We start from the raw sequence: 24,085 nt of genomic DNA on the forward strand, positions 1-24,085 counted from the left end.
ACCAGGAACCCGACGAGGTGCCGCCATGTCAGCTGCGATCCAGGAACCACCGGCCACGAAGGCGGGCCGCCGAACACCGACGGTGGTGCGGCTGCTCGTACTGGCCACGTTCGTGGTGATCCTCAACGAGACCATCATGATCAACGCGATTCCGCGGCTGATGGAGTCGTTCCGCGTCACCGAGCAGTCGGCGCAGTGGGTGTCCACCGCGTTCATGCTCACCATGGCCGTGGTCATTCCGATCACCGGCTGGTTCCTCCAGCGGGTCACCACCCGCCAGGCGTACGCGATAGCGATGGGCGTGTTCCTCGCGGGCACCGCCCTGTCGGCCGTCGCGCCGTCCTTCGAGGTGCTGCTGCTGGGCCGGATCGTTCAGGCGGCAGGCACAGCCGTGATGATGCCGCTGCTGATGACCTCGTTGATGATCGTGGTGCCGGAGGACGACCGCGGCCGGGTGATGGGCAACGTCACCCTGGCGATCTCGGTGGCGCCCGCGCTCGGGCCCGCCGTGTCCGGGCTGATCCTGCAACTCGGCTCCTGGCGGCTGCTGTTCCTGGTCGTCCTGCCGATCGCCGCGCTGGTGACCCTCTTCGGGCTGCGCCAGGTGGAGAACATCGGCGAGCCGCAGGTGAGTTCGATCGACTGGCTCAGTGTGGGCGTGGCGGCACTGGGCTTCGGCGGTCTGGTGTACGGGCTGAGCCTCCTCGGCGAGAGCGACGGCAGGGTCGGACTCGGCGTCGGCATCGTCGTCGCCGGGATCGCGACGATCGCGGTCTTCGTGGTCCGCCAGCTCAGGCTGCAACGCGGCGGTGTGCCGCTGATGGACATGCGCATCCTCGGGCACCGTACGTACACCCTGTCCTTGGTTCTCATGTCCATCGGGTTCCTGGCGATGCTCGGATCGATGATCCTGCTGCCGCTGTACCTTCAGAACCTGCGCGGGCTCAGCCCGTTGGAGACCGGCCTGCTGGTCATGCCGGGCGGTCTGGCCATGGGCCTGCTGGGGCCGAGCGTCGGGAAGCTCTTCGACCGGTACGGCAGCCGGCCGCTCGTACTGCCCGGCTCGATCGCCACGCTGCTCGCCCTCCTCGGGCTCACCCAGGTCTCGATGACGATGCCGTACTGGCAAGTGCTGGGCCTGCACGCGGTGTTGATGGTCAGCCTGGCGGCGACGTTCACCCCGGTCTTCACGCTCGGCATGGGCGCGCTTCCCCAGCACCTGTACTCGCACGGCAGCTCGATGCTCGGGACGACGCAGCAAGTCGCCGCGGCGCTGGGGACCGCCCTCGTGGTGACCGTGATGTCCGCCCGCACCAGCCACCTCGTGGCCGACGGCGTCGCCGCCGTACCGGCACAGGTGAGCGGGATGAAGCTGGCCTTCGGCGTCGCCGCGGCGCTCGCCCTGGTGACGGTCGCCGTCGCGGCGAGGCTGCCGAACCGGATCCCGGACGCCGGTACCGAAGAAGGCGACGGCGCCGAGGCGTTCCCGTCCGGCGAGGGGGCTGCCGCGCAGCACAACGGTGGGACGACGGTGCAGAGCGACGCGGGATCCTGACGTCCGTCCGGGTCGGTGGGGCGGGGGTCGTCGGGCCCGTGGCCGGGATGCACCTCCGTCTCCGTACAGGAGGCCCCGGTTCGCGAACTCTTCGCCGGGATCCGACTGCGTCCGCTGTGGACGGGACCTGCCGCTGCGCACGCCAACGTGGCGACGTCACGTGACGTTCTAAGGCGCGCCGCCTGCTGAGACGCCGCCTGCCTCGGTCCGGGCCTCTCCATCGGGCTCGGCCCGATCGTCCCTGAACGGCCGGGCGCCGAGCAGGCCCATGGCGCCACATGGCGCCGAAGCGGTGTCGTCTGGTGCCAACCCAGTGCCGATACGGTGCCGCTGCGGTGCCAGTTCTCGCCCCTCAAGGGTGCCGAGAGCATCCATGGCACCACCGGGACCCATTTCGGCCCTTGATATTTCTCCAGCTCAGAGCACCCTCCCCCATCCCCGCCCCATACGAGGCGCCATTCGGGCTTGCGCTTGGCGCCATAGTGGTGCCACTATGGCGCACATGGATCTCACTCCGTATGTCGACAGACTGCACCGCGAACTCGCGGTGGCCGCCGAAGCCGGCGGGGAAGGCGCTCGCGAGCTGGCAGAGCGGCTCACCGCCCCTCTGGAGTCGGCGACCCGTCTGGCCATGCTCAATGTGCTCTCCGCCGCGATGGACGAGATCACCCGCGAGCTGGCGCCCGGCTCGGTCGACGTACGGCTGCGCGGGCTGGACCCCGACTTCGTTGTGACGCCGCCCGCCGACAGCGGCCCCGCGGAAGAGGCCGCCACGCCCGCCGAATCGCTCACGGCGCAGACTCCCGCGGACGGCGACGAGGGCGGCACGGCCCGCGTCAACCTCCGGCTGCCCGCCCATCTCAAGGCCCGCGCCGAGGAGGCCGCGAGCCGCGAGGGCCTGTCGGTCAACGCGTGGCTGGTGCGGGCCGTGTCGGCCGCGGTCGACGGCGGCGCCCGGCCCCGTACGACCGAGAAGACCCAGACCATCGGACAGAGCTTCACGGGCTGGGTGCGCTAGCCGCGCCCCGCCCGCACCACTCCACCCACACCACTTCACCCGACGACGTCCCATCAGCGGGGACGACCCAAGGACTCATGAGGACGGTACAGCCATGCCTGCTTTCGACACTCCCGAACCGATCTCGGTTTCCGCCCATGTGGGCGCCGGTTCCGTCCGGTTCACCGCGAGCGACCGCCTCGACACCGTCGTCGAGGTACGGCCCGGCAACCCGAAGCGCGACAAGGACGTGCGGGCAGCCGAGCAGACCGAAGTCACGTACCTGAGCGGCGTTTTGACCGTCAGGACAAAGGAGCGCCGCCTCGTCGGGCCCAGCGGCCTGGTCGACGTGACTGTCGAACTGCCCGCGGGCTCGCACATCGACATGACCGGCTCCTGGACCCAGGTGCTCGGCGAGGGCCGGCTCGGCGAGGTCCGGATGAAGACCTCGGGCGGTGACGTCCGCCTCGACGCGACCGGTCCGCTCCGGCTGACTGCCTCGCACAGTCCGATCACTGTCGACGTGGTCGAGGGCAACGCCGAGATCACCTCCAGCTCCGGCAGCCTGCGCGTCGGCACCGTCGACGGCAGTGCCGTCCTGAAGAACTCGCACGGGACCACGACAGTCGGCACGGTTATCGGCGATCTACGGGTGAGCGGCGCCCACGGCGACATCGACATCGCACGTGCCGAGAGCTCGGTCGCCGCCACCAGCGCGCACGGCACCCTGCGCGTCGCCGATGTCGCCCGCGGCACCGTCGAGTTGGAGACCAACTTCGGCGCTATCGAGATCGGCATCCGCGAGGGCACCGCCGCCTGGCTCGACGTCAGCTCCGCCCACGGCAAGGTGCGCAACAGGCTCGCCGAGTCCGAGGCCCCGGAGCAGACCGAGGACACCGTCAAGGTCCGCGCACGGACCAACTGGGGCACGATCGACGTCCTCCGCGCCCGCGCCTGAGCAGCGGCTCCCGCCTTCTCGCCCACCCCCCCCAGTCACTTCACCCTTCACCCCTTTCCAGTCGAACGGGAGAGCTCCATGCCTTCATCTGTCATGCCCACGTCCACAAAGCCGGGAGGCGGCGACGGCGGTCCGCAGTCGCCCGCCGCCGTCTCCACCGTCGGTCTGCGCAAGTCGTACGGGGACAAGACCGTCCTCGACGGCATCGATCTGCGCATCCCGGCCCGCTCGGTCTTCGCGCTGCTCGGGCCGAACGGCGCCGGCAAGACCACCACGGTGCAGATCCTCTCCACGCTCATCGCCGCCGACGGCGGGCAGGCCCAGGTCGCGGGCCACGACGTCGCCACGTCACCGGACGGTGTGCGCGGCGCGATCGGTGTCACCGGGCAGTTCGCCGCGCTCGACGACCTGCTCACCGCCGAGGAGAACCTGCTCCTCATGGCCGACCTGCTGCGCCTCGGCAAGCGTGAAGGACGGTCCCGCGCAAGGGAGTTGCTGGAGCGGTTCGGGATCGCGGACGCCGCGCACCAGCGGGCCGCGACCTTCTCCGGCGGCATGCGGCGCCGGCTCGACATCGCCATGACGCTGGTCGGCGACCCGCAGGTGATCTTCCTGGACGAGCCGACGACGGGGCTCGACCCGCGCAGCCGCCGCACCATGTGGGAGTCGGTGCGCTCGCTGGTCGCGGGCGGCACGACCGTCTTCCTCACCACCCAATACCTGGACGAGGCCGACCAGTTGGCCGACCGGATCGCCGTGCTCGACGGCGGCCGGATCGTCGCCGAGGGCACCTCCGACGAGCTCAAGGCGCAGATCCCCGGCAGCCATGTGCGGCTGCGCTTCACCGAGCCCTCCGAGTACGAGCGCGCGGCCGACGCCCTCCCCGGCGCCGCCCGTGACGACGAGGAGCTCGCCCTGCGCGTGGCGGGCGACGGCGGCCTCGACGCGCTGCGCGCCCTGCTCGACCGGCTCGACGCCGTCGGCATCCGGGCCGCCGACTTCTCCGTGCACACCCCCGACCTCGACGACGTGTTCCTCGCCCTGACCGGCGACGGCACCGCCGGCACCCCGCTTCACGTGAAGGAGACCCTGCGATGAGCACCCTCGCCTACGCCGTGCACGACTCGACGACGATGCTGCGGCGCAACCTGAAGCACGCGATCCGTTACCCGGCCGTGGGATTCGGCAGCGCGATGATGCCGATCCTGATGCTGCTGCTGTTCGTGTACGCCTTCGGTGACTCGATCGGCGCCGGGATGGGCGGCGGCCGGGACGCGTATCTGAACTATCTGACGCCCGGCATCATCGTCATGGGCGTCGCGGCCGGCTCGATGTCGACCTCGATCGCGGTCTGCTCCGACATGACCGAGGGCATCATCAACCGCTTCCGCACCATGAACATCACGCGCTCGTCGTTCATGACGGGGCATGTCGTCGGAAGCGTCATCCAGACGATGGTGTGCATCGTCCTGGTCGTGGGGGTCGCGCTCGCCCTCGGCTTCCGGTCCGGGGCGACGCCGCTGGAGTGGCTGGCCGCGGCCGGGCTTCTGGCCGCCATCGCCTTCGCGGTGACCTGGCTGTCGGCGGCGCTCGGGCTGATCTCCAAGACCGTCGAGTCCGCGAGCAACAAGCCGCTGCTGGTCCAGTTCCTGCCGTTCCTCGGCTCGGCGTTCGTACCGGCCGACTCGATGTCGCCGGGCCTGCGGTGGTTCGCCGAGAACCAGCCGTTCACGCCGATGACCGAGACGCTGCGCGGCCTGCTCTCCGGTTCGGAGATCGGCAACGACGGCTGGATCTCGCTCGCTTGGTGCGCCGGCATCGCCCTGGTCGGCTATGTCTGGTCGCGCTCGCTGTTCAACAGCACCACCCGGCGTTGAGGGCGTCGCCCGTCAACTGCCGCTTGCCACGCCGCTGTCGACCGCGTCGGCGTGTTCCCTCAGCCAGTCGATCTCAAGGTCCGGCCAGGACCCGGGGGCGGCGGTGCTCAGGCTCGGCGCCTTGCCAGGACGAGGCGGCAGCGGGGGCTGCCGTCCGGCAGGCGGCCCAGGGTCTCCAGGGCGAGAGTGCTGACGGTGAAGCCCGCGGCGACCAGATCGCGACGCACCTCGGGGAGGGGGAACCTCCGGTAGTACATGACGAATCGGGGTCGCCAGAGCGCGTTGCGCACCCGCATCGCGGCGTCGAATCCCCACAGCGTCCAGTACGGGCGCGAGCCGACGCGGGGCGGCGCGGCGACGGGGAAGGCGAACAGGCCGCCGGGGCGCAGAGCCGCGTGGACCTGGCCGAACAGCGTGGGCCGCTCGTGCGGCAGGAAGTGGCCGAACGCCCCGAAGCTGACCGCCAGATCGAAGGCGTCGCGGGCCGGGAGCGCGCGGACGTCGGCGCGCACCCACCCCGCGCCGGGCACCGCCCGGCGTGCCTCGGCGAGCATGCCCTCGCTGAAGTCGACGCCGGTGACGGGGCCGTGGCACACGCGCCGCAGCACCCGGTCGACACCGGCTCCGGTGCCGCAGCACAGGTCGAGGCCCGCCTCGAACGGGCCGAGGCCGTCCAGCGCCTGAGCCGTGGCGTCCAGGACCTCGTCCGGCGTACGGAAGGGGGTGTTGTCGAACTTCGGCGCGAGCAGGTCGTAGCCGCGCTCGGTGGACGACATCGCCTGCCGGACCAGCTCGAAGAGCCCCGGCCCCTCCGGGGAGATGAACAGCGTCACGCCCTCACGATAGGGCGTGCCCGCCCGGGCCCGGGGCGCCGCGGAGGGCCACGGACGAGGCTCCCGGCAGGCGACCCGACCGGCATCCGGCAGGCGCGAGCTCCCCCGCCCAGGCCGTGCCGAGGCCGCACGCGCCAACGTCCGTACGCCCGCGGTCCGTTGCTCGCCGATGTCATGGCCCGAAGCAACGAAAGTGCCCAACTCGCCTGCGTCGTACGGGAGTTGAAGAAGTGATGTTTATCACTGCACGAGGCATCGACAACCTCCCCGCGCATGTGTTGGGGGTCGAGCCGGACGGCCGTTCCACGAACCATGCGCCCACATTGGTTCGCTGACGCGCGATACGTTCCCGCGTCCGTTCTCCGAACCCGGTGATCCTCATCCACATCGGGGGGTGGCCATCCCGCGCCGCCCTGCTTCAGATTGGCACGGCAGATGTATCAACGCGTCTCCGCGCCATTCGCCTGTGCGACGGCCTCTGGCCGGATGAAGGAGGGCGCCGACCATGAATCGCAGGACTCTTGCGTCACCCGCCCTGGCCGGGCTGCTTGCCTCCGTGCTGGCTGCCTGCAGCGGCGGTGTGGACGGGAAAGAGGACGAGGGGAAGACCATTGTCGTGGGGACGACGGCGAGGGTGGCGGTCACCGAGGACACGCCCGCGCCCTTCGACCCGGCCGCGTCGTACGACATCAGCTCCTGGAACATCATGCGCAACACCTTCCAGACGCTGCTCCGGCCGCCCCGTTCGGGCACCGAACCGGTGACGGACGCCGCCGAGAAGTGCGGATTCACGGACAAGCAGAACGATCAGTACAGCTGCACTCTTCGAAAGGGTCTGACCTTCTCCAACGGGAACAAGCTGACCGCTGAAGACGTCGCGTTCTCGACCAAGCGCCTGCTCCGCATCAATCTGAAGGGCGGCCCGGCCTCACTGCTCAGCAACGTCGCCAAGGTCGAGGCCGGCGGCGGCGACAAGGTCGTCTTCCAGCTGAAGAAGCCGGACGCGACGTTCCCGTACAAGCTCGCCACCCCTGCCGCCTCGATCGTCGACAGCCAGACCTACCCCGCCGACCACCTCGCCAAGGGCTTCAAGGGCACCGGCTCGGGTCCGTACGTACTCGACGACTTCGACGCCAAGGGGCACAAGGTGCACCTCTCCAGGAACCCGGACTACCGGGGCCGTCCCGAGGTGAAGAACGAGAAGATCGAGCTGCGCTTCTTCAAGACCTCGAACGCGGTCCAGAAGGCGCTCGACTCCGGCGACATCGACGTGATGAACCGCGGCATCTCATCGAAGTTCGTGGAACGGCTGGAGGCGAAGCAGGACGACGACATCGAGCTCGTCGAGCAGCCGGGACAGGGGGCCCAGTACCTCGTCTTCGACACGAAGGACAAGACGGTGGGACGGCGTGCCGTCCGGCAGGCGTTCGCCCGTGTCGTCGACCGCAAGGAGCTGGTCAGCGACGTGTACGCGCGTACCGCCGAGCCGCTGTACTCGCTCGTCCCCGGCGGACTGCTGGGGCACACGAACTCCTTCTTCAACGAGTACGGCGAGCCGAACGTCAAGGCCGCGAAGCGCATCCTGAGCGAAGCCCGTGTGAAGACCCCCGTGAAACTCACCCTTCACTACGCCCGGCCCGGCCGGGGCAGTGCGGCCACCAAGGAATTCGGGCTGCTCAAGAAGCAGTTGAACGACACCGGGCTCTTCGACGCGACCGTCAAGGCAGAGTCTCCCGGCTCCTACAGCTCCGCGGCGCTGAAGGGGCAGTACCAGGTCTACGGCTTCGGCTGGCTCCCGGACTTCCCGGACGCGGACAACTTCATCGCGCCCTTCCTCGAGAAGAACAACGTCCTCAACTCCCCTTACGCCAACAAGGAGATCCGTGAGGAACTGATACCGCGGACCCGGCGCGAGCCTGACCGCGCCGACGCCACGTCGAGCTTCGCCCGCGCCCAGAACATCGTCGCGAACGATGTGCCGGTGCTGCCGCTGTGGCAGGGCAAGCAGTACATCGCGGCCCGCGACAACATCACCGGCGTGGAGTGGGCGCTCAACTCCTCGTCCCTGCTGCAGCTATGGGAGCTCGACCGCGGGCGGAGCGAGTGACGCGCTGACGGTCGGGACGATGACGCGTTGACGTGGGCAGCCCCCGGCGCTGACATGGCCAACGGCGGCGACAACATCGGCGTCTACGTACCGGTGTTCGCCACGTCCGGACTCGGCGGTATGAGCGTGTACGCCGCCGTCTTCCTGGTCCTGGTGGCGGTGTGGTCCTTCGCGGGCAGGTTCTTCGCCACCCGTCCCGTCGTCGCGAAAGCGCTCAGCCGCTGGGGCCACGTCCTGCTCCCGCTGGTGCTGATCGCGCTCGGCGTGGTCATCCTCGTCGAGGGCGGCGCGTTCGGGATGTGAGAGCCCCACGAGGAGTCCTCCGTACCCGAAGGGGGCATGAACAACGCCAGCAGCTGTTCTGTCCCCCACCAGGAGGCTGATGTGTCATTACGCAATGCCGTACGGGCGGCCCTCGTCGGGACGCTGACCGCCCTCGCGCTCTTCAGCGGCCAGGCGCTGGCCGCTCCGGGTGATTCACCGGAATCGCCTCACAAGGCCGCCGCGGCGAAGGTCCTCACCTACGACGCCGGCGACGCCGCCGAGTTCGCCGACGCGGTGGACAGCGGGGTGAAGGTGTGGAACGACAACGTCAAGAACGTCCGGCTCGAACCGGTCAAGGCCGGTGAAGAAGCCAACGTGCGCATCGTCGCCGACGACGGCTGGCCGCGCGCCGAGACCACCAGCCTCGGCAACGGCACCGTCTACATGGGTCGTGAGGCGGCCGATCAGGGCTACCACACCACCCGCATCGCGTCTCATGAGCTGGGGCACATCCTCGGTCTGCCCGACGTCAAGCCGGGTCCGTGCTCCAGCCTGATGTCCGGGGCGAGCGCGGGGGTCTCCTGCACGAACACCGACCCCGACGCCTCGGAGAAGGCCGAGGTCGAGAAGAACTTCGGCAGCGGCTTCGCAGGCGCCGCCGACCGCCAGCGGGACCTGGTCTTCCAGGACTGACCGGCGGGGTGTCCCGTTCCAGGGCCGGGGCCCGGGTCGCCGACCCGGGCCCCGGTGCCGGGCGACCGCTTGCCTGTCGCGAGGGCCGTGCGGCGGCGGTGATCAGCTCTGCGGGCGGCCGATGTCGACCATCCAGGAGATGCCGAATCTGTCCGTACACATGCCGAACACGTCGCCCCACATCTGTTTCTCCAGGGGCACGGACACGGAGCCACCGGCGGACAACTTCTCCCAGTACCCGCGCAGTTCGTCTTCGTCGTCGCCGCTGAGGCTCACCGAGAAGTTGTTGCCCGGGGAGTGCTCCATCCCCGGCGGGGTGTCGGCGCCCATCAGCGTGAAGCCCAGGCCTCCCGGAAGCCCTTCGTCGCCCCCTCGGCCCGAGCCGGCCGCGGCGGTTACCCTGCGGGCGCCGTTGCACGAGCCAGGTGCTGGAAGGCCGCCGCGTGTGTGTGCCGGGTCGGGCCCAAGGGAGGGAAGTCCGTGGGGCGTTGGGTGCTGGAGGTGCTGGAGCAGAGGCCGGCTGAACGCACCGATCGCGTGATGAGGGCCCGGGCGGCCACCGCGAGCCTGGCCGTCGCGGGCGGCGACCGGATCGTCGCGGAGGAGGAGAGCGTCGTACGGCTCGACGAGGCGGGTGACGCCAAGTGGCGGCATCCGTGCGCGAGTCGGCCGCGTACCGCTCATGTCTCCGGGGACAGGCTGCTGTTGCTCACCGATTCCCGGGAGTACCACGCGTGGGGCCATCTCGGTCCCGCGCTGCTCCTCGACCTGGCCGACGGACGGCTCGTCGCCGAACTCCGCGGCGAGAGCGGCGCTTCGCTGGGCGGCGGACGCTTCGTGCTCGGCCTGGAGGGTTACGGCACCTTCGACACGTGGCTGCACGAGCGGGACGGTTCCCTGACGACCACATGGCGCAGCTACGGGCACTACGTTCCCGATCCGGACGGCAGCGGAGTCCGCGTCGTCGAACGCGACCGGAGAATCCCGTCCCGTTCGCGCGTCGTGCGGCTGCTGCCGGACGGAGGGATCGAGCGCGGCCCGCGCCTCTCCGACGGCCAGGCGCCCGCGCCCGTCGTGCTCCCGGACGGGACCCTCGTGGTGCTCGACGCGGGCGTACTGCGCGCCGTCGACCGCGGCCTCGACGACCGCGAGCTGGCGTCGCTGCTGCCCGTACCGCCCGGTGAGGCGTGGCGCTTCCGGGGTGAACTGACCCTGGACGGCGGCACGTTGACGGTGACGGTCGAGGAGCGGGACGCCGAGGACCCGACTGTCACCACCAGGCGGACGTGGACGCTGGCCGTCAGCGCGCGGCGCTGAGCACCCCGCAGCCCCGGCCACCGGGATCGGCCCGGACAGCCGACACGTACACGCGCTCCGGACGTCCCGGCCCGCGCGGGAGCGGGCCCCTGCTCTCAGGGCGTGCCGTGCAGGCGGCGGTGCAGCTCGTGCACCTGCTCCGCGAGCTCCGGGACCGGGCCCTCCACGACGACGCCGGGGGCGACCTCCCGGATCGGGAGCGTCGCGACGGGAGGCGCGGGAACCCCCAACTCCGCCAGCCACTCAGCCAGTTGCTCAGAAGAGCTCACATACACGATGCGGCCCAGCCCGACCCAGCCGTGCGCGGCGGCACACATCGGGCAGTGCTCGCCCGACGTGAACACGGTCGCCTCGGCGCGCTCCTCCGGGGACATGTGCGCCGCTGCCCAGCGCGCCAGCTCGAACTCCGGGTGGCGGGTGCGGTCTCCGAAGGCCACGCGGTTGCGGTCCTCGGCGAGGGCCGTACCGTCCGCCGCGACGAGTACGGAGCCGAACGGCTCGTCGCCCGCCTCCAGGGCCTCCGTCGCCAGTTCCACGCAGCGTCGCAGGTGGCGCAGCTCGGCGTCGTCCACCGTGGTTCCCCCCTGATCGTGATCTTCAGCGGCTGCCGGGCCCGTCGGTCGCCTCGGCGCGCCAACCTTACGAGCCGCGGGACTCGGTCTCCATCGGGTTCCGGCGGCTCCGGCGGCTCCGGCCCCGGTCGCCCGGCGGTTCGGGCCTCAGGATTCGGAGGAACCGTTCTCCAGCGTCTTCTGAACGTCCACGAAGCCGTCGTGCACCATCGTCAACCGGCCGTTGCGCACGCGCTGATAGGTCACCGTCGTGTTCACGATGCGCGGGAAGTCGCGGGCGGCGAGCATGTTGTCGTAGTTCCAGTTCAGCTTCGGCGTCAGGCCGCCCGTGTCGACCGGATCGCCCTGATCCAGCGCGCGCCGCACCGACTTGGCGTTGACCTCCTCGTTCTCGCCCATGGACTTCAGCACTTGATGCAGCACCGTGTAGGCGATCCACGTCGTCTGCACGCCCGGGTCGGAGCTGTCCACGCGGTTGTCGCCGAAGGCGTGCTCATCGATGACGTGCTTCATCGGCTTCCAGCGGGCGTCGCCGTCGGCGGGATACCAGCCCGTCGCGAACGCGCCCTCCAGCGGGCTCTGCGGTCCGCCCGACTGGTCCACGAGCGACTGCCGCACGCTGCCCAGCACCGACGCCGTCCGCACGTTGGGACTGTTCTTCTGCAACTGCCGGAACGAGTCGAAGAAGGTGTCCGTGCGGCCGCCCAGAACGGCCGTGACGCACGGCCCGTTCGCCTTGGTGCGTTGCAGCCCCAACGTGCCGGTCTGCTCGCCGCCGTTGATGTCCGCGCTGGTCATGGCCTTGTGCGCCTGACGCGAGTACGAGGACGCGTCCTCCGGGGCCCGTACGTCCGTGACGGGCCCGGCGTCACCGTCCGCGAGGCCCGCGTTGATCAGCCTCGGGAGCTGGTCGCCCACGGTGGTGTCGGGCCGCACCAGCGAGACGTGCGAGCAGTCGCCCGCTGCCAGTTGGCGGCCGTTCCCCGCGATGAGTGCGGGCAGCCCGCCGTTGACGGGATAGGAGTACGGGCTGGTGAACTCCTGATCCGCGACGCCGTAGCCGCCGATGTACGGGATGCCGGCGCTCTCCAGCGCGGGCATGAACGAGCGGCCGTGCTGGCTGTACGAGCCGACGACGGCGGCGACGTTCGCCTTCCTCGCGCGTCCGGCGCAGCGGGCGGCCTGCACGGTGTCGTTGTGGTCGTTGCACGTCAGCACGCGGAGCCTGCGGCCGTTGATGCCGCCCTTGGCGTTGACCCAGCGCGCATAGGCCTGCGCCATGGCGGGCATGCCTGGCATGTTCGTCGCCTCTGTGCCCTGCGGCGCCCACGTCATCACGGTGACCGTGTCGTCGTCCGCCTCCGCGGTGCCTGGCACCACCCCGCAGCCGCTCAGAAGGGCGGTACAGGCGGTGAAGGAGAGGACGGCGGTCAGAAGGGCGGGACGACGGCGCCTTGCGGTCATGGGGCGAAGGCTTCCGTCCCACAACCAACAGGCGGGCCCCAGCACATCAACACTCGGTGACACAACTGTGAATACCCGCGTCCGCCGCGTGGGCATCGGGCGTGGGTGCCGCCCCCGCCCGGGGCGGTGATCACCGCCCGCGCGCACGGCGGCCTGCCGTGCTGTACTGACGGGGTGGAGCGCAAGCACACACGGGCGCCGTTCCCGCGGGCCGGCCGGCCCGGCAAGGCGGGTCCCGATCCCGGCGTGGCCCGGCAGGCCGAGGAGCAGCGCCGCCGGGTCCGGCTCATGATCGAGATCACCGCCCGGGCGGGAGCGTACCGGAAAGGGCTCGTCGCGGCGGTCCGCCGCCTCAGCCCCGAGGAAGCGGTGATCCTCGCCGACCTGGAGCGCAACGGGCTCCAGGTCACGCAGCTGCACGACGTGCTGTGCGGCGGCCATGTACTGGTGGACGACCCGCGGTTGTACGAGAACTGGCGCTTCGCCAAGGGCAGCCGTCCGCGCCTGTCCAGCCACCACCGCGACATCGACAAGACGCGCTACCCCGACATCGGGATGCGCGGCCAGGTCGTACGGGAGAAGCTGCACGGCCGCACGGCACAGGGCACCTGGGTGCAACTGGAGAAGACACCCGCCGCGTTCGGCGAGCGCAAGCTGCCCAGCCTCAACGACCTGCGGCATCTGATGGATTACGTCGTCTACCGGGTCACCCGCAGCAACGTCGGCCCGTGGGGTCTGTCGCGGATGACGGAGCGGCGGCCGATGTACCTGTCGCCGATTCTGGCGGTGCCCACGTCCCTCACCCCTCCGGTCGCGCGGTCGCTGACCCGGGCGCTGCGCCGGATCGAGGAGGAGGACGATGTCACCGCCGTCTCCAGGGACTTGGCGGCCCGGTTCCCTCCCCCCGACCGCGAGGACCTCGCCGGCGAGCTGGGCCGGGCGCTCTCCGGCAGGGCGGGGAGGGGGCTGTTCGGCAGCTCCGACGTGTGGGTCACCGAGACGCCGTCGCGCAGTGCGGCGGAAGTCCTCAGCGAGCGGCCGGGGCCGCCCGCGACGGCCCCGTGGACGGAGAGGACCCGCAGGGCGGAGAGGACCAGGGAAGCAGGGGGAGCGGATCGGGGAGGCGGAGCGGAGGGAGAGGCGGCATGAGCGACGCCCGGAGCAACGGTGGTCCTTCGCCGAAGCCGGACGGGGTGGGCGACGCGTCCGTCCCCGAGGGCCTGGTCTCGGCCGTGCTGAACCTGGTGGACACCGGGCCGGTGCTGCTCGGCGCGTACACCGTCGCCGAACTCACCGCCGTGGACGCGATCGTGGACTTCCTAGAGGCCCGGCCGTCCGACGAGGTGCTCGCCGAGGCCGTCCGCTCGCTGGCGGCACGCCAGCTGCTCATGGCGGGCTCCACGTCGGAGCAGGTCCAGGTGAGGGGGGACCTCGGGATCGCCGTGGCGTTCCAGCGCAGGGCCCGGAAGGTGCTCGACGCCCGCATCACCGGTACGGAAGAGGGCGAGCCGTGGCGGATCCTGCTGCTCCCCCAGCCCGAGCGGATCTGCCTGATGGTCCGGATCGACGCGCTCGGCGTCCACCAGATCGGCCTGTACAAGCTCGGCGAAGCCCTGCGGATGCTCGCCGAGTGGCTGCCCCGCGGCCAGTCGGCGCGGCCCGATCCGTCGGCGGACGCCGACGCCCTGCTCGCCGAGGCCGAGCGCTCCGCACTGGTCACCGTCACCCACTACACGGCCCGCGGCTCGGCCGAGACCGCCGGCTCCAGCACCGATCTGATCCTGGCCCGCAGCGACGGGCGGCTGCACGTGCTGTCCCGGGACCCGAACGACCGGGAGAGGCTGGTGCCGAGCGAGGCGGACGGCAAGGACGGCGTCCAGGACAGGCTCGCCGGGCTGCTGACATAGCGGCACCCGTCGATCGCCGTACGGGGACGGCCCGTTGAAGGGCCCGTTGAAGGAGAGGGAGTTCCGGGCGGGACGCGTCAGCGGCCCTCGCGCGTGTTGAGCCGGGCGGCCTGGCGCGTCAGATGGTCGCGCTCGGCGAGGTTGGGCGCCTTCCGGGCCGCCTCCGCGTACAGCCGTGCCGCCGTCGCCAGGTCGCCGTCCCGCTCGTGGAGGTACGCCGCGACCGCGGCCTTTCGGGGCACGGCGTATCCCGTACTCGAAGCGTTCCCGGAGGCGTCCTCCAGCTCGGCGAGCGCCGCCAGCCCTGCGCGCGGGCCGTCGGCCTCCCCGACGGCGACCGCGCGGTTGAGCCGGACGACCGGGCTGCCGGTGAGCCGCACGAGCTCGTCGTACCACTCGACGATCTGCACCCAGTCCGTCTCCTCGGCGGTGGGGGCGTCGGCGTGGAGCGCCGCGACGGCGGCCTGGGCCTGGAACTCGCCCAGCCGGTCGCGCGCGAGGGCCGCTTGCAGGATCTCGACTCCCTCGGCGATCGAGGCGGTGTCCCACAGGCCGCGGTCCTGCTCGGCGAGCGGCACCAGGCTGCCGTCGGGGGCGGTACGGGCTGCGCGCCGGGCGTGATGGAGCAGCATCAGAGCGAGCAGCCCCGCCACCTCGGGGTGGTCGATCGCGGCCGCGAGCCGGCGGGTGAGCCGGATGGCCTCCTCGGCGAGGTCGACGTCCCCGGAGTAGCCCTCGTTGAAGATCAGGTAGAGGACGCGCAGCACCGTGGCGACGTCGCCGGGGCGGTCGAACCGGACACCGGAGACCGTGCGCTTGGCGCGGCTGATGCGCTGCGCCATGGTCGCCTCGGGCACCAGGTAGGCCTGGGCGATCTGCCGGGTGGTGAGGCCGCCGACTGCGCGCAGTGTGAGCGCGACCGCGGACGACGGCGTCAGCGACGGGTGGGCGCACAGGAAGCAGAGCTGGAGCGTGTCGTCCACCGCGGGCCCGGAACCGGACTCCGGCCCGGGCTCCGGCTCCGCCGAGTCCGTACCGGCGACGAGGTCCTCGCGCCGGCGCCGCGCGGCGTCCGCCCGGGCCGCGTCGAGGAACCGGCGCCAGGCGACGGTGACCAGCCAGCCCTTCGGGTCCTGCGGCTGCCCGCCGGGCCAGACGCGGAGCGCCTCGATCAGCGCGTCCTGGACGGCGTCCTCGGCCGCCGCGAAGTCTGCTCCGCGGCGGACGAGGATCCCGATCACGCTCGGCGTGAGGCCGCGGAGCAGGGCCTCGTCCACCTGCGAGCTCACTCCGTGATGCAACCGGCGTGCGCGGCCAGGAACGGGCGCAGCTCCAGCCACTCGTGGATCGGCTTCCCGCCCGCACCGGGGGCGGCCGACAGCTCCCCGGCCAGCTCGACGGCGCGCTCGTGGCTGTCGACGTCGATCACCATCCAGCCGGCGATGAGGTCCTTGGTCTCGGCGAACGGGCCGTCGGTGACCGGCGCGCGGCCCTCTCCGTCGTACCGGACGAACGTCCCCTCGGGGGCGAGCGCCTGGCTGTCGACGAACTCGCCGGTCTTCTCCAGCCGGGACGCGAAGTCGTTCATGTACTGCACGTGCGCCGAGATCTCCTCGGGCGTCCACTGGTCCATCGGCACGTCGTTCACGGCCGCCGGGGCGCCGCGGTAGTGCTTGAGCAGCAGGTACTTGGCCATCGTGTCTCTCCTCGGTGCTGTGCGACCCATCTTGGCCGCCTTCACCCCGGGGACGAAGCCGCTCATGGGTTCTCGACATCGCCGTCCAAGATTTTTTCGGCGCACTTGGGACGAGGGCGGGTGGCCCGCCGGTGCGGGGCGTCCGCCGGGTCTGTTACGCGGCCATGACGGAACGTGCCTTCGCCCTCAACTCCTCATCGTCTACTGTCACTTGGCATCGATTTCAGCGCACACGAGTGACAGGCGGTGCAGCACCGCCGACGGGGGAAGCATGAAGCGTTCACGGATACTTCTGGGCATCGCGGCGGGAGTCCTCGCCACGACCGGCGCGGTCACCGCCACCGCGTTCGGAGCCGAGGGCGGCGGCGGCCCGGCAAAGGCGGCGAGTTCCGCCGCGGGCACCTACAACGAGTTCTCGCGGCTCGACCAGCGCTCGGCGGGACAGTTCAGCTCGGGGGGCGCGGTCGCCGGGCAGTGGTCGTGGCGCACCGAGAAGCCGGGCGAGTTCAGCGTCAACTGGGAGCAGGAGCAGCCGGAGAACCGGGAGCGCTTCCTGCGTTCCGGGGACGGCGACTGGCTGCTGCTGGACGGCTGGGGGAAGAAGGGCGAGACGTACTACGAGCAGCGCGTCACGTCCGAGAAGACCGGCGCCGCCGACTGCACGGGCATGAAGTCCCTCCCCTCCGAGGGCGACCGCCAGCACTACGTGCAGTGGAACATCCCGGCCGAGGGCTACTGCCTGGACGCGCGCGGGACGATCCGGGAGGAGAAGGGCGGAAAGAAGATCAACTTCCGCCATCAGCAGGTGTGGTCGCCGCCGGAGCCCTGCTCCAACGCCACGTTCAAGGACCGGGAGTGCATCACCCAGCACGAGATCTGGTGGGACGACAACAACCATCCGTACGAGAAGACCCTCGACCGGAAGGTCCAGCTCGCCAAGGGTCTCGGAATGGCCTTCCGCATCGACCAGAGCGTTCCGAAGCCGTGGTCGGCGGAGCTGACCAAGGTCTGGGACTACTGAGATCCGGTCCTCACTGGGTCGCCGGGACGATGCAGCGGCGCAGTTCGCCAACGGCATCCGGGGCGCCCTCGACCCTCACACCGCTCGGCTCGCCAGGGGTCTCCCGGTTCCACGACCAGCGCAGCACGGACGCCGGCGGGCCGCTCACGGTCACATCGGGCGCGTCCGTCACATCCGTCCTGCCGCCGGCTCCGGCGCCGGCCGCGGCGTCGCCGGCACCGCCCTCGACGGCGAACAGCCCCGGGCCCGAGCGGATCCGCCACTCCGCTCCGCCGGTCCGCACCACGTACGTACGGCCGGGCGAGGCGTCCAGGATGCCGGCGAAGTACGAGCCCCACTCCGCGACGCCGTAGGCGACGAAGACCTTGAGCAGCTCGTCGACGCCGTCCACGGCGAGGTCGTCCGGGACCGGCGCGACCGGCTCCCCGGCGCCGAGTTCGGCGTCGATCCGGTGGATGACCGTCTCCTGCGCCATGCGCCGGATCCAGAAGCCGACGGTCTGGTCCGGCGTGTACCAGGACCCGGCCGCATCCCGCGGATCGCGCGCGGCGAACTCCTCGCGCAGCCCGGCGTACGCCCGGTCGAGCAGCGCGAACGGCTCCTCGTCCGCGAGCTCGCGCGGCGGCCACGGGTCGGGCTCGGAGCCCTCCCGCATGGCCAGGGTCTTGTGCAGATAGACCTCGCCGACGTGGCGGATCAGATCGGCGACGGTCCAGCCGGGGCAACTCGGCACCGGCGCGGTGAGGTTGCCCGTCGCGACGGAGCGCATACGCGCGAAGTCGGCCGCGAGGCAGCCGAGGAATCCGGAGTACTCCATGGCGGAGAGTCCAGCACACGCGGGCTGTTTCTTCACCGGGTACGAACAGGGGCAACGGCGGCCCCGTCTCAGGAGCGCAGGGTGCGGCCGGGCGGCTGCCCGTATCTCTCGTGGTAATCGGCCGCGAATTTCGCGAGGTTGAGAAATCCCCAGCGCATCGCGACGGACTCGACGGTCGCGCCGCTCGCGGGGTCAGTGCCCAGAAGGTCGCGGCGGGCACGTTCGAGGCGGACGCGGTGCAGATATCCGAGTGCGCCGGTGCCGTACGCGCGGACGAAGCCGTGCTGGAGCGAGCGCGGAGTCACGGCCACCGCGGCGGCGATCTTGTGCACGGTGAGCGGCTGGTCGGCGTTGGCCTCGATGAACCCCACGGCCCGGCGCAGCGCGGACGGTGAGATCGTGCCGGGACCGGGCTGATAGTCGGCCGTCATCGTGGTGTTGGGGAACGTCTTCAGCGCCGCCGTGCACAGCAGATTCAGCGTCCGTGCGTAGACCAGCGGCTCGGAGAGCGGGCTGTCGGTCGTCTCCAGCTGGCTGGCGACGAAGCCGGCGGTCGAGCGCCAGAACCGGTCCATCGCGGGGGATATGGGCGTCGTCCCGACGAAGTTCAGCTCGCCGCCGCCGACGTACTCTGCGGCGGCCTCCTCGGCGGCGCGCAGGGGCACCGAGATGGCTTCCTTGCCGAGCCGGTCCCAGCTGACCTTCAGGGGCACTCCCACCGGGCAGACGGCCGTGTCGCCGATGCCCAGCCTGCTCTCCAGGTCACCGGCTGTGATGGTGAAGGTCCCCCCGGTGATGAACACGAACATCAGATAGCCGAGGGGAGCGCACTCGATGGTCATGCCCGAGTGTGTGAGGTGATCGAGGCTGATCTCGCCCGCGCTCGTACGGCGGCCCTCGAAGGTGAAGTCGTCGGTGGCGGCGTACCGCGGCTGGAAGGGGCCGTACATCTCCCTGCCCAGAACCTCCGCCTCGCCCGGATCCGACGTGCTGAACTCCGAACGTTCCACAGGCAGCTGCTCGGCTTCCGCAGACATGGTCGCCTCCCGCCTCCGCGAGGGGATGGTCTGCAACAGGTCTCTTCAGTCGACGGTACTCCTCACCTGCCACGATGCGGATCCGCAGGCCGGGCCCGCATCGCGGCCCGCTCCAACTGCCGCCCGTGCGGCGGGAGTCGGGGTGCCGCGGGTCCGGATTACGCGTTCACGTCAGTACGCGAGGGCTCCTCCCCGACGGGACGGCGCACCGGCGCGGGCTCCGTTTCCGGTCGTGGTCGCGGCCGCGGCTCCGGCGCCCCTTCCGGTGCGCGGTGCCAGGGGCGCGTGGCCCCCGGCGGCGTCGGGGGCACGGACAGCGTCACGGCCTTGGGCCGGGCGTGACGGGGCTGCCGCGGTCGCCAGGGACGGCGGTCCCCGGAGCTGTCGGCTCGGGGGAAGCTGTCGGCGCGGGCGGGGCGGGTCCACGGCAGCGGGCCCTCCTGCCCTGCGGCACCGACGATCCGTACGGGCCGCACCGGGTACCGCGACGACGACGGCACCGTCGAGCGCGTGGGCGGCAGCGCCGCGTTGCGCACGCCCGAGAGGCGCTCGTGCAGCCCCCGCCCACGGGGGTGGCGCAGGACGGTGAGCGGCAGCAGCGCGCTCAGGCCGACCGCCCCTGCCGCGAGGACGATCTCCTCGATATGCCATGCCGCTTGGGCCGCGGCCTCCTCCAGATCGGCCGGCCAGACCCTCGAGGCCAGCGCGAAGGGCGACGGCTGCTGGACGAGGATCAGGCCCGCGGCCAGCAGCAGGGAGAACAACGGCAGCACCACACCCGCCATCAGCGCCACGCGCAGCGCCAGCCGCCACACCGCCGGGGGCCCGCCGTCCTCCGTGACGAGACACAGCCGCTGCAGCCGCTTGCCCGGCGTGCCGCCGGTCGCATACGGGAGGACTACGAACCACAGGGCACATACGGCCAGCGGCACTTCGAGGAGTGCGCCGCGGTCGTCCCACCACCCGCCGAACGCCCCCACGACGACGCAGAACGCACCGGTGAACGCGATGCCGATCAGATCGACGAGCAGCGCGGTCAGGCGCCTGCCGAACGGCACGGGGACGCGCGAGAGCGCCTTGCCGTCGAGCGTGTCCAGTGTGGGCAGCAGCCGCGCGACCGGACCGGTGAGCGCCCAACCGAGCACCGCCCCGGAGGTGTTGATCGCCAGATCGTCCACGTCGAAGAGGCGGTACGGGCAGTCGTAGAGGCCCCACACCCCCGTCCACTGCGTCAGCTCGAAGGCGAGGGAGAGCCCGAATCCGGCGCAGGCGGTGGCGGGCAGTCCGCGCCGGAAGTGGTAGCGGAGGAAGACACCGAGCGGGACGAGCAGCAGGAGGTTGAACGCGGCCCCCGCGACGGCCGGGTTGTGGATCACGAGCGCGCCGAGACCGACCTCGTGGTGCGCCTCCTTCCACACGTCGGCGACGGTGTTGCCGGGCACGAGCTGCGGTGACGCCATCTCCGCGTACTGGCGGCAGACGTTCACGGCCCTGCTCGGCAGCGGCACGACGGTCATGCAGACGGCGGTGAGCAGGTAGTGGACGAACCCGAACAGGGAGAGGAAGCGGCCGGAGGTCATCACGCCGTGCCGCCGGTAGAGCACGACGGCGGTCGGCAGCAGCAGTAACAGCGCGAGCAACGGGAAGAGCGCCGCGGCCGTCTTTATCGGCAGCAGGTACGTGTGGGCCATGGACGGACTCCGGGGCAGGACGGGGGCCGGCGACTGCTGTACGGGTGATGCGGAGCGCGGGCGGGGGGCCGCACCGGTTCACACCGGCGGGGCCCGTGCTTGCAGGCCCGCACTACACACAGGACGTATACACGGCGTGCATAGTTGCTTCGGCGAGGGCAACTCCTGGGCGCGGAGGGCTAGTTGGGGCGGGCCCCACTCGCCGACGGCCTCCCCGTGGCCGGTGAGTACGCGTGCACGTCCACGCCGCCCCGCCGGTGCGTGGCCGTCGCGGCGGCGGATGCCGAGCCGCCCTCGTACGGCGGAAGAAGCGTGCGGCGACGCGTCGCGACGAGAGCCAGGCCGGCCGGCGGGCGAGCATGTGCGCACCCGCGACCGCTGCCGCACCGGGGCCATGTGATGCCCGAGACAGAGGCGATGTGATGCCCGAGACAGAGGCGATGTGATGCCCGACCGCCGCGCCAAGCCCGCAGAGTCCTTTCTCGGCACCGTGCGTTCCTGGTTCCGCCGCCACCGGCCGCACGAGCGGCTGCTGTTCGGTGGGACGTACGGGCTCGTGCTGGCCAGTGCGCTGATCGCCGCGCTGGAGAATCCGGGAGAGCACCCCGACCCTGGGGCGGACCTGCTCTGGGTACTGCTCACCGCGGGGGCCACGGCCGCGGCCCACGGCTATGCGCAGGTGATCGCGCACCGCGCCGCGCGCGGCCGAGGCGCCGCGGACGTCCCGGATGCAGCAGACGCAGCAGACGCAGCAGCGACCGGCGGCGCAGGAGACGCCGGAGACGCCGGAGCCGCAGCCGTGCGGGCGCTGCGGACCGTCCTGTCCGAATGGCCGCTCGTCGCGGCCGTGTTGCCCACCGCCGTACTGCTGTCGATCGCCGTCGCCGGGTGGTGGAAGGAGAGCGACGCCGTACAGGCGGCACTGTGGTTCAACACCGTCGCGCTGTTCGGCTGGGGCACGTGGGCCGCCCGCATCGCGGGACGAGGGTGGGCCGCGTCATGCCGTTCCGGGGGCGTGGACCTGATGATCGGGCTGCTGGTCGTCGCCGCCAACGCGCTGATCCACTGAACGGGGCTCCGGCTGTCCACTGGATTCCTCCGGCTCACGGGCGGAGTCGGGAGTGCGGGCCGTGGCGGTGCGGGCACGGTAACGGGCCCCGGGACGGACGGAGTCGGCAGCGAAGCCTGAGACGCGCGCACCGCCGGTCGCCCGCCCCGCAGGTGGAGTAGCGACTACTCATGCGTAGTGCGCGGCCCTGTTCAAGAATCCACCGGGTCGTACGGACCTCCGTGCGCGGGATCTCGCGCCGACCAGCGAGCCGCGCCGGAGTCACGCCGCGGATTCACGCCGCGCAATACGCCGAGGAAAGGGGAACAGGTGCCGCCCGTTTCACGTCGCAGGATGCTGACCTTCGCCGCGGTGGGGGTGGCCGCGGCGGCCATCGACGCGGGCAGCAGGGGCCCCGCCGCGGCGCTCGCCGCCTCGAAGCTGTTCTCCCCGGGCACCTCGCTGCCGAAGAAGGGCGCCGGCACCACGCTGAGCAGGACGGTGCTGCCGGGACCGCCCGACGCGAAGGGCTACCGCAAACTCGTCGAGGGGAAGGGCGAGGAGCATGTGCTGCGTACGGACATCACGTCGACGCGGGCCCGGGAGCTGAAACCGCTCGCCGCGTTCGGGCACTTGAGCGATCTCCACATCATCGATGACCAGTCACCTTCCCGCGTGGAGTTCCTCGACCGCTACAACGACGACCCCGACTCGGGCTGGCCCTTCTCGGCCGGCTACCGCGCGCACGAGTTCCTGTCGCTGCACCTCGTCGACGCGATGTGCCGGTCGCTGAGGCAGCTCGGCGAGGGTCCGCGCACCGGACTGCCGCTGGCGTTCACGGCGGTGACGGGGGACGCCGTCGACAACGCGCAGCTCAACGAGACGCGTTGGTACATCGACCTCCTCGACGGCGGCAAGTCCGTCCAGGCGGACTCGGGTTCGCCCACCCGGGACGAGAGCGTCGCGAACGGGGCCTTCGGCCGGGACGAGCACTACTGGCGCCCCGAAGACCCGGAGGACCCGGAGAACCGCTACAGCAAGCGCGGATTCCCCCGGATCCAGGGCCTGTTGAGCGCGGCGCGCAAGCCGTTCACCGCGGGCGGCCTGGGCATGCCCTGGTACGCCGCGTACGGGAACCACGACGTGATGGCGCAGGGGAACCTCCGCATCGACACGGACCTGCCCTTCTTCCACTCGCTGAAGCACCACACCGTGAACGGCTCCAAGTGGACGGAGGGCCCCGAACTCCCCGGCGACATGGGCGACTTGGACCTCCTCGACGTGATCAGAGCCGTCTTCGACGGCGTCGAGTCGCAGGACGTCACGGCCGATCCCGGACGGCGCCTGCTCAGCCCCGCGGAGTTCGTCGAGGAGCACCAGCGCACCGCCGGGCTGCCGGTGGGACACGGCTTCACCGCCGGGAGCGACAAGGCGTACTACGCGATACCGGCCGCGGAGGACGCCCCCGTCGCGTACATCACCCTGGACACCACGAACCCCTGCGGGCTCACCAACATCCAGCGCAACGCCGACGGCGGCCTCGACGAGGACCAGTTCGGCTGGCTGGAGGAGCGGCTCAAGGAGCACAGCGGCACGTACTACGACGCCGACGGCAACGCGGTGACGCAGCAGGGCGTACGCGACCGGCTCATCGTGATCTTCTGCCACCACCCGCTCCACACCATGACCAACGTCGAGGACGACCACCGCTCCGGCGACGAGGTGGAGGCCCTGCTGCTGCGCTTCCCGAACGTCGTGCTGATGGCGAACGGCCACACGCACCGCAACGAGATCAGGCCGCACGCGCGGCCCGCCGGGCATGCGAAGCCGGGCGGCTTCTGGGAGGTCTCGGCCGCGGCGCACATCGACTGGCCGGTGCAGAGCCGCGTCATCGAGATCGCCGCGGGACGGGACGGCGAGGGACGCGAGGCCCTGTCGGTCTTCACCACCGTGCTGGACATCGACGCTCCCCTTACCAACGGCGGCGACCTGGGAAGCCCCCGCGCGCTGGCGTCCCTCGCGCGCGAACTGGCCGTCAACGACCTCCAGGTCGACGAGAGCCACCGCGGAGGCGAGCAGGACCGCAACGCCGAACTGCTCCTCCCGGCGCCCTTCCCCCTCTCCGCGATGCGGGCACCGCGCACAGCGCCCGCCGCGCACCGCTCCGGCTCCCGCTCCCGCGCCGGGGAAGAGCCCGCACGGACCCCCTGACGGGCGCGGCCCCGTGCGTA

General features: G+C 71.3%; 23 protein-coding genes. 14 read left to right on the forward strand and 9 right to left on the reverse strand.

Features of this window, described 5'->3' with window-relative positions; translation table 11 throughout:
- Positions 1-25: 25 nt before the first annotated feature.
- The 5 genes from QQM67_RS22390 to QQM67_RS22410 all read left to right on the forward strand — a co-directional run bounded on the left by QQM67_RS22390 (position 26) and on the right by QQM67_RS22410 (position 5,387).
- Positions 26-1,555, forward strand: coding sequence for an MDR family MFS transporter (locus QQM67_RS22390; protein WP_314175815.1), 1,530 nt, complete (start codon positions 26-28; stop codon positions 1,553-1,555).
- Between the two features lie 502 nt (positions 1,556-2,057).
- Positions 2,058-2,573 carry a toxin-antitoxin system HicB family antitoxin gene (locus tag QQM67_RS22395; protein ID WP_314175816.1) on the forward strand — a complete coding sequence of 172 codons (516 nt, stop codon included), beginning with the start codon at positions 2,058-2,060 and terminating at the stop codon, positions 2,571-2,573.
- A gap of 94 nt (positions 2,574-2,667) precedes the next feature.
- Entirely contained in the window at positions 2,668-3,510 is an 843-nt protein-coding gene (locus tag QQM67_RS22400; RefSeq protein ID WP_314175817.1) for a DUF4097 family beta strand repeat-containing protein, read from the forward strand.
- A gap of 93 nt (positions 3,511-3,603) precedes the next feature.
- Positions 3,604-4,608: an ATP-binding cassette domain-containing protein gene (locus tag QQM67_RS22405; RefSeq protein WP_314175818.1), complete on the forward strand. Its 1,005-nt coding sequence runs from the start codon at positions 3,604-3,606 to the stop codon at positions 4,606-4,608.
- The gene (locus QQM67_RS22410; RefSeq protein WP_314175819.1) at positions 4,605-5,387 is read left to right on the forward strand and encodes an ABC transporter permease; all 783 of its coding nucleotides are present in this window, start codon (positions 4,605-4,607) and stop codon (positions 5,385-5,387) included. Before QQM67_RS22405 ends, QQM67_RS22410 begins: the two co-directional genes overlap by 4 nt.
- Positions 5,388-5,494: 107 nt before the next feature.
- Here QQM67_RS22410 and QQM67_RS22415 read toward each other — a convergent pair whose 3' ends face one another.
- The gene (locus tag QQM67_RS22415) at positions 5,495-6,163 is read right to left on the reverse strand and encodes a class I SAM-dependent methyltransferase (protein ID WP_314176181.1); all 669 of its coding nucleotides are present in this window, start codon (positions 6,161-6,163) and stop codon (positions 5,495-5,497) included.
- 562 nt (positions 6,164-6,725) lie between these two features.
- On the opposite strand from QQM67_RS22415, the gene QQM67_RS22420 reads away from it, so the two are divergent.
- From QQM67_RS22420 to QQM67_RS22430, 3 genes are all read left to right on the forward strand, one after another.
- A complete protein-coding gene (locus QQM67_RS22420) occupies positions 6,726-8,327 on the forward strand; it encodes an ABC transporter substrate-binding protein (protein WP_314175820.1) in 1,602 nt (533 codons plus the stop codon).
- Between the two features lie 27 nt (positions 8,328-8,354).
- Positions 8,355-8,630: a cadmium resistance transporter gene (locus QQM67_RS22425; RefSeq protein ID WP_314175821.1), complete on the forward strand. Its 276-nt coding sequence runs from the start codon at positions 8,355-8,357 to the stop codon at positions 8,628-8,630.
- 81 nt (positions 8,631-8,711) lie between these two features.
- On the forward strand, positions 8,712-9,284 hold the full coding sequence (locus QQM67_RS22430) for a snapalysin family zinc-dependent metalloprotease (RefSeq protein ID WP_314175822.1): 573 nt from the start codon (positions 8,712-8,714) through the stop codon (positions 9,282-9,284).
- A 102-nt stretch (positions 9,285-9,386) separates the two neighbouring features.
- On the opposite strand, the gene QQM67_RS22435 is transcribed toward QQM67_RS22430, so the two are convergent.
- Positions 9,387-9,818, reverse strand: a complete 432-nt coding sequence (locus QQM67_RS22435) for a VOC family protein (protein ID WP_449657454.1) — start codon at positions 9,816-9,818, stop codon at positions 9,387-9,389.
- On the opposite strand from QQM67_RS22435, the gene QQM67_RS22440 reads away from it, so the two are divergent.
- The gene (locus QQM67_RS22440) at positions 9,765-10,601 is read left to right on the forward strand and encodes a hypothetical protein (protein WP_314175823.1); all 837 of its coding nucleotides are present in this window, start codon (positions 9,765-9,767) and stop codon (positions 10,599-10,601) included. The two genes, QQM67_RS22435 and QQM67_RS22440, sit on opposite strands and share 54 nt — an antisense overlap.
- A gap of 95 nt (positions 10,602-10,696) precedes the next feature.
- On the opposite strand, the gene QQM67_RS22445 is transcribed toward QQM67_RS22440, so the two are convergent.
- Positions 10,697-11,173, reverse strand: coding sequence for a nucleoside deaminase (locus tag QQM67_RS22445; protein ID WP_314175824.1), 477 nt, complete (start codon positions 11,171-11,173; stop codon positions 10,697-10,699).
- A 147-nt stretch (positions 11,174-11,320) separates the two neighbouring features.
- A complete protein-coding gene (locus tag QQM67_RS22450) occupies positions 11,321-12,637 on the reverse strand; it encodes an ABC transporter substrate-binding protein (protein WP_314175825.1) in 1,317 nt (438 codons plus the stop codon).
- 174 nt (positions 12,638-12,811) lie between these two features.
- On the opposite strand from QQM67_RS22450, the gene QQM67_RS22455 reads away from it, so the two are divergent.
- Both QQM67_RS22455 and QQM67_RS22460 read left to right on the forward strand, forming a co-directional pair.
- Positions 12,812-13,786, forward strand: coding sequence for a hypothetical protein (locus QQM67_RS22455; RefSeq protein WP_314175826.1), 975 nt, complete (start codon positions 12,812-12,814; stop codon positions 13,784-13,786).
- A complete protein-coding gene (locus QQM67_RS22460; RefSeq protein ID WP_314175827.1) occupies positions 13,783-14,544 on the forward strand; it encodes a hypothetical protein in 762 nt (253 codons plus the stop codon). The genes QQM67_RS22455 and QQM67_RS22460 overlap by 4 nt, the downstream gene beginning before the upstream one ends.
- A 77-nt stretch (positions 14,545-14,621) precedes the next feature.
- Here QQM67_RS22460 and QQM67_RS22465 read toward each other — a convergent pair whose 3' ends face one another.
- Together QQM67_RS22465 and QQM67_RS22470 are read right to left on the reverse strand one after the other, a co-directional pair.
- Positions 14,622-15,821, reverse strand: coding sequence for an RNA polymerase sigma factor (locus tag QQM67_RS22465; RefSeq protein WP_314176182.1), 1,200 nt, complete (start codon positions 15,819-15,821; stop codon positions 14,622-14,624).
- An 8-nt stretch (positions 15,822-15,829) separates the two neighbouring features.
- Entirely contained in the window at positions 15,830-16,240 is a 411-nt protein-coding gene (locus tag QQM67_RS22470) for a YciI family protein (protein ID WP_314175828.1), read from the reverse strand.
- A gap of 271 nt (positions 16,241-16,511) precedes the next feature.
- Here QQM67_RS22470 and QQM67_RS22475 point away from each other — a divergent pair, with 271 nt between their 5' ends.
- A complete protein-coding gene (locus QQM67_RS22475; RefSeq protein WP_314175829.1) occupies positions 16,512-17,261 on the forward strand; it encodes a hypothetical protein in 750 nt (249 codons plus the stop codon).
- A 10-nt stretch (positions 17,262-17,271) separates the two neighbouring features.
- Here the strand turns inward: QQM67_RS22475 and QQM67_RS22480 are convergent, their stop codons facing one another.
- The 3 genes from QQM67_RS22480 to QQM67_RS22490 form a co-directional block, all read right to left on the reverse strand.
- Positions 17,272-18,078 carry a maleylpyruvate isomerase family mycothiol-dependent enzyme gene (locus tag QQM67_RS22480; protein WP_314175830.1) on the reverse strand — a complete coding sequence of 269 codons (807 nt, stop codon included), beginning with the start codon at positions 18,076-18,078 and terminating at the stop codon, positions 17,272-17,274.
- A gap of 68 nt (positions 18,079-18,146) precedes the next feature.
- Positions 18,147-19,115, reverse strand: coding sequence for an AraC family transcriptional regulator (locus QQM67_RS22485; RefSeq protein WP_314175831.1), 969 nt, complete (start codon positions 19,113-19,115; stop codon positions 18,147-18,149).
- A 158-nt stretch (positions 19,116-19,273) separates the two neighbouring features.
- Positions 19,274-20,806, reverse strand: coding sequence for a VanZ family protein (locus tag QQM67_RS22490; RefSeq protein WP_314175832.1), 1,533 nt, complete (start codon positions 20,804-20,806; stop codon positions 19,274-19,276).
- A 445-nt stretch (positions 20,807-21,251) separates the two neighbouring features.
- Here QQM67_RS22490 and QQM67_RS22495 point away from each other — a divergent pair, with 445 nt between their 5' ends.
- Both QQM67_RS22495 and QQM67_RS22500 read left to right on the forward strand, forming a co-directional pair.
- The gene (locus QQM67_RS22495; RefSeq protein WP_314175833.1) at positions 21,252-21,875 is read left to right on the forward strand and encodes a hypothetical protein; all 624 of its coding nucleotides are present in this window, start codon (positions 21,252-21,254) and stop codon (positions 21,873-21,875) included.
- Between the two features lie 333 nt (positions 21,876-22,208).
- Positions 22,209-24,065 (forward strand): TIGR03767 family metallophosphoesterase, encoded by a 1,857-nt coding sequence (locus QQM67_RS22500; protein WP_314175834.1) that lies wholly within the window; start codon positions 22,209-22,211, stop codon positions 24,063-24,065.
- Positions 24,066-24,085 lie beyond the last annotated feature (20 nt).

Origin of the sequence: Streptomyces winkii, assembly GCF_032248595.1 — a bacterium.
Taxonomy (GTDB): domain Bacteria; phylum Actinomycetota; class Actinomycetes; order Streptomycetales; family Streptomycetaceae; genus Streptomyces; species Streptomyces winkii.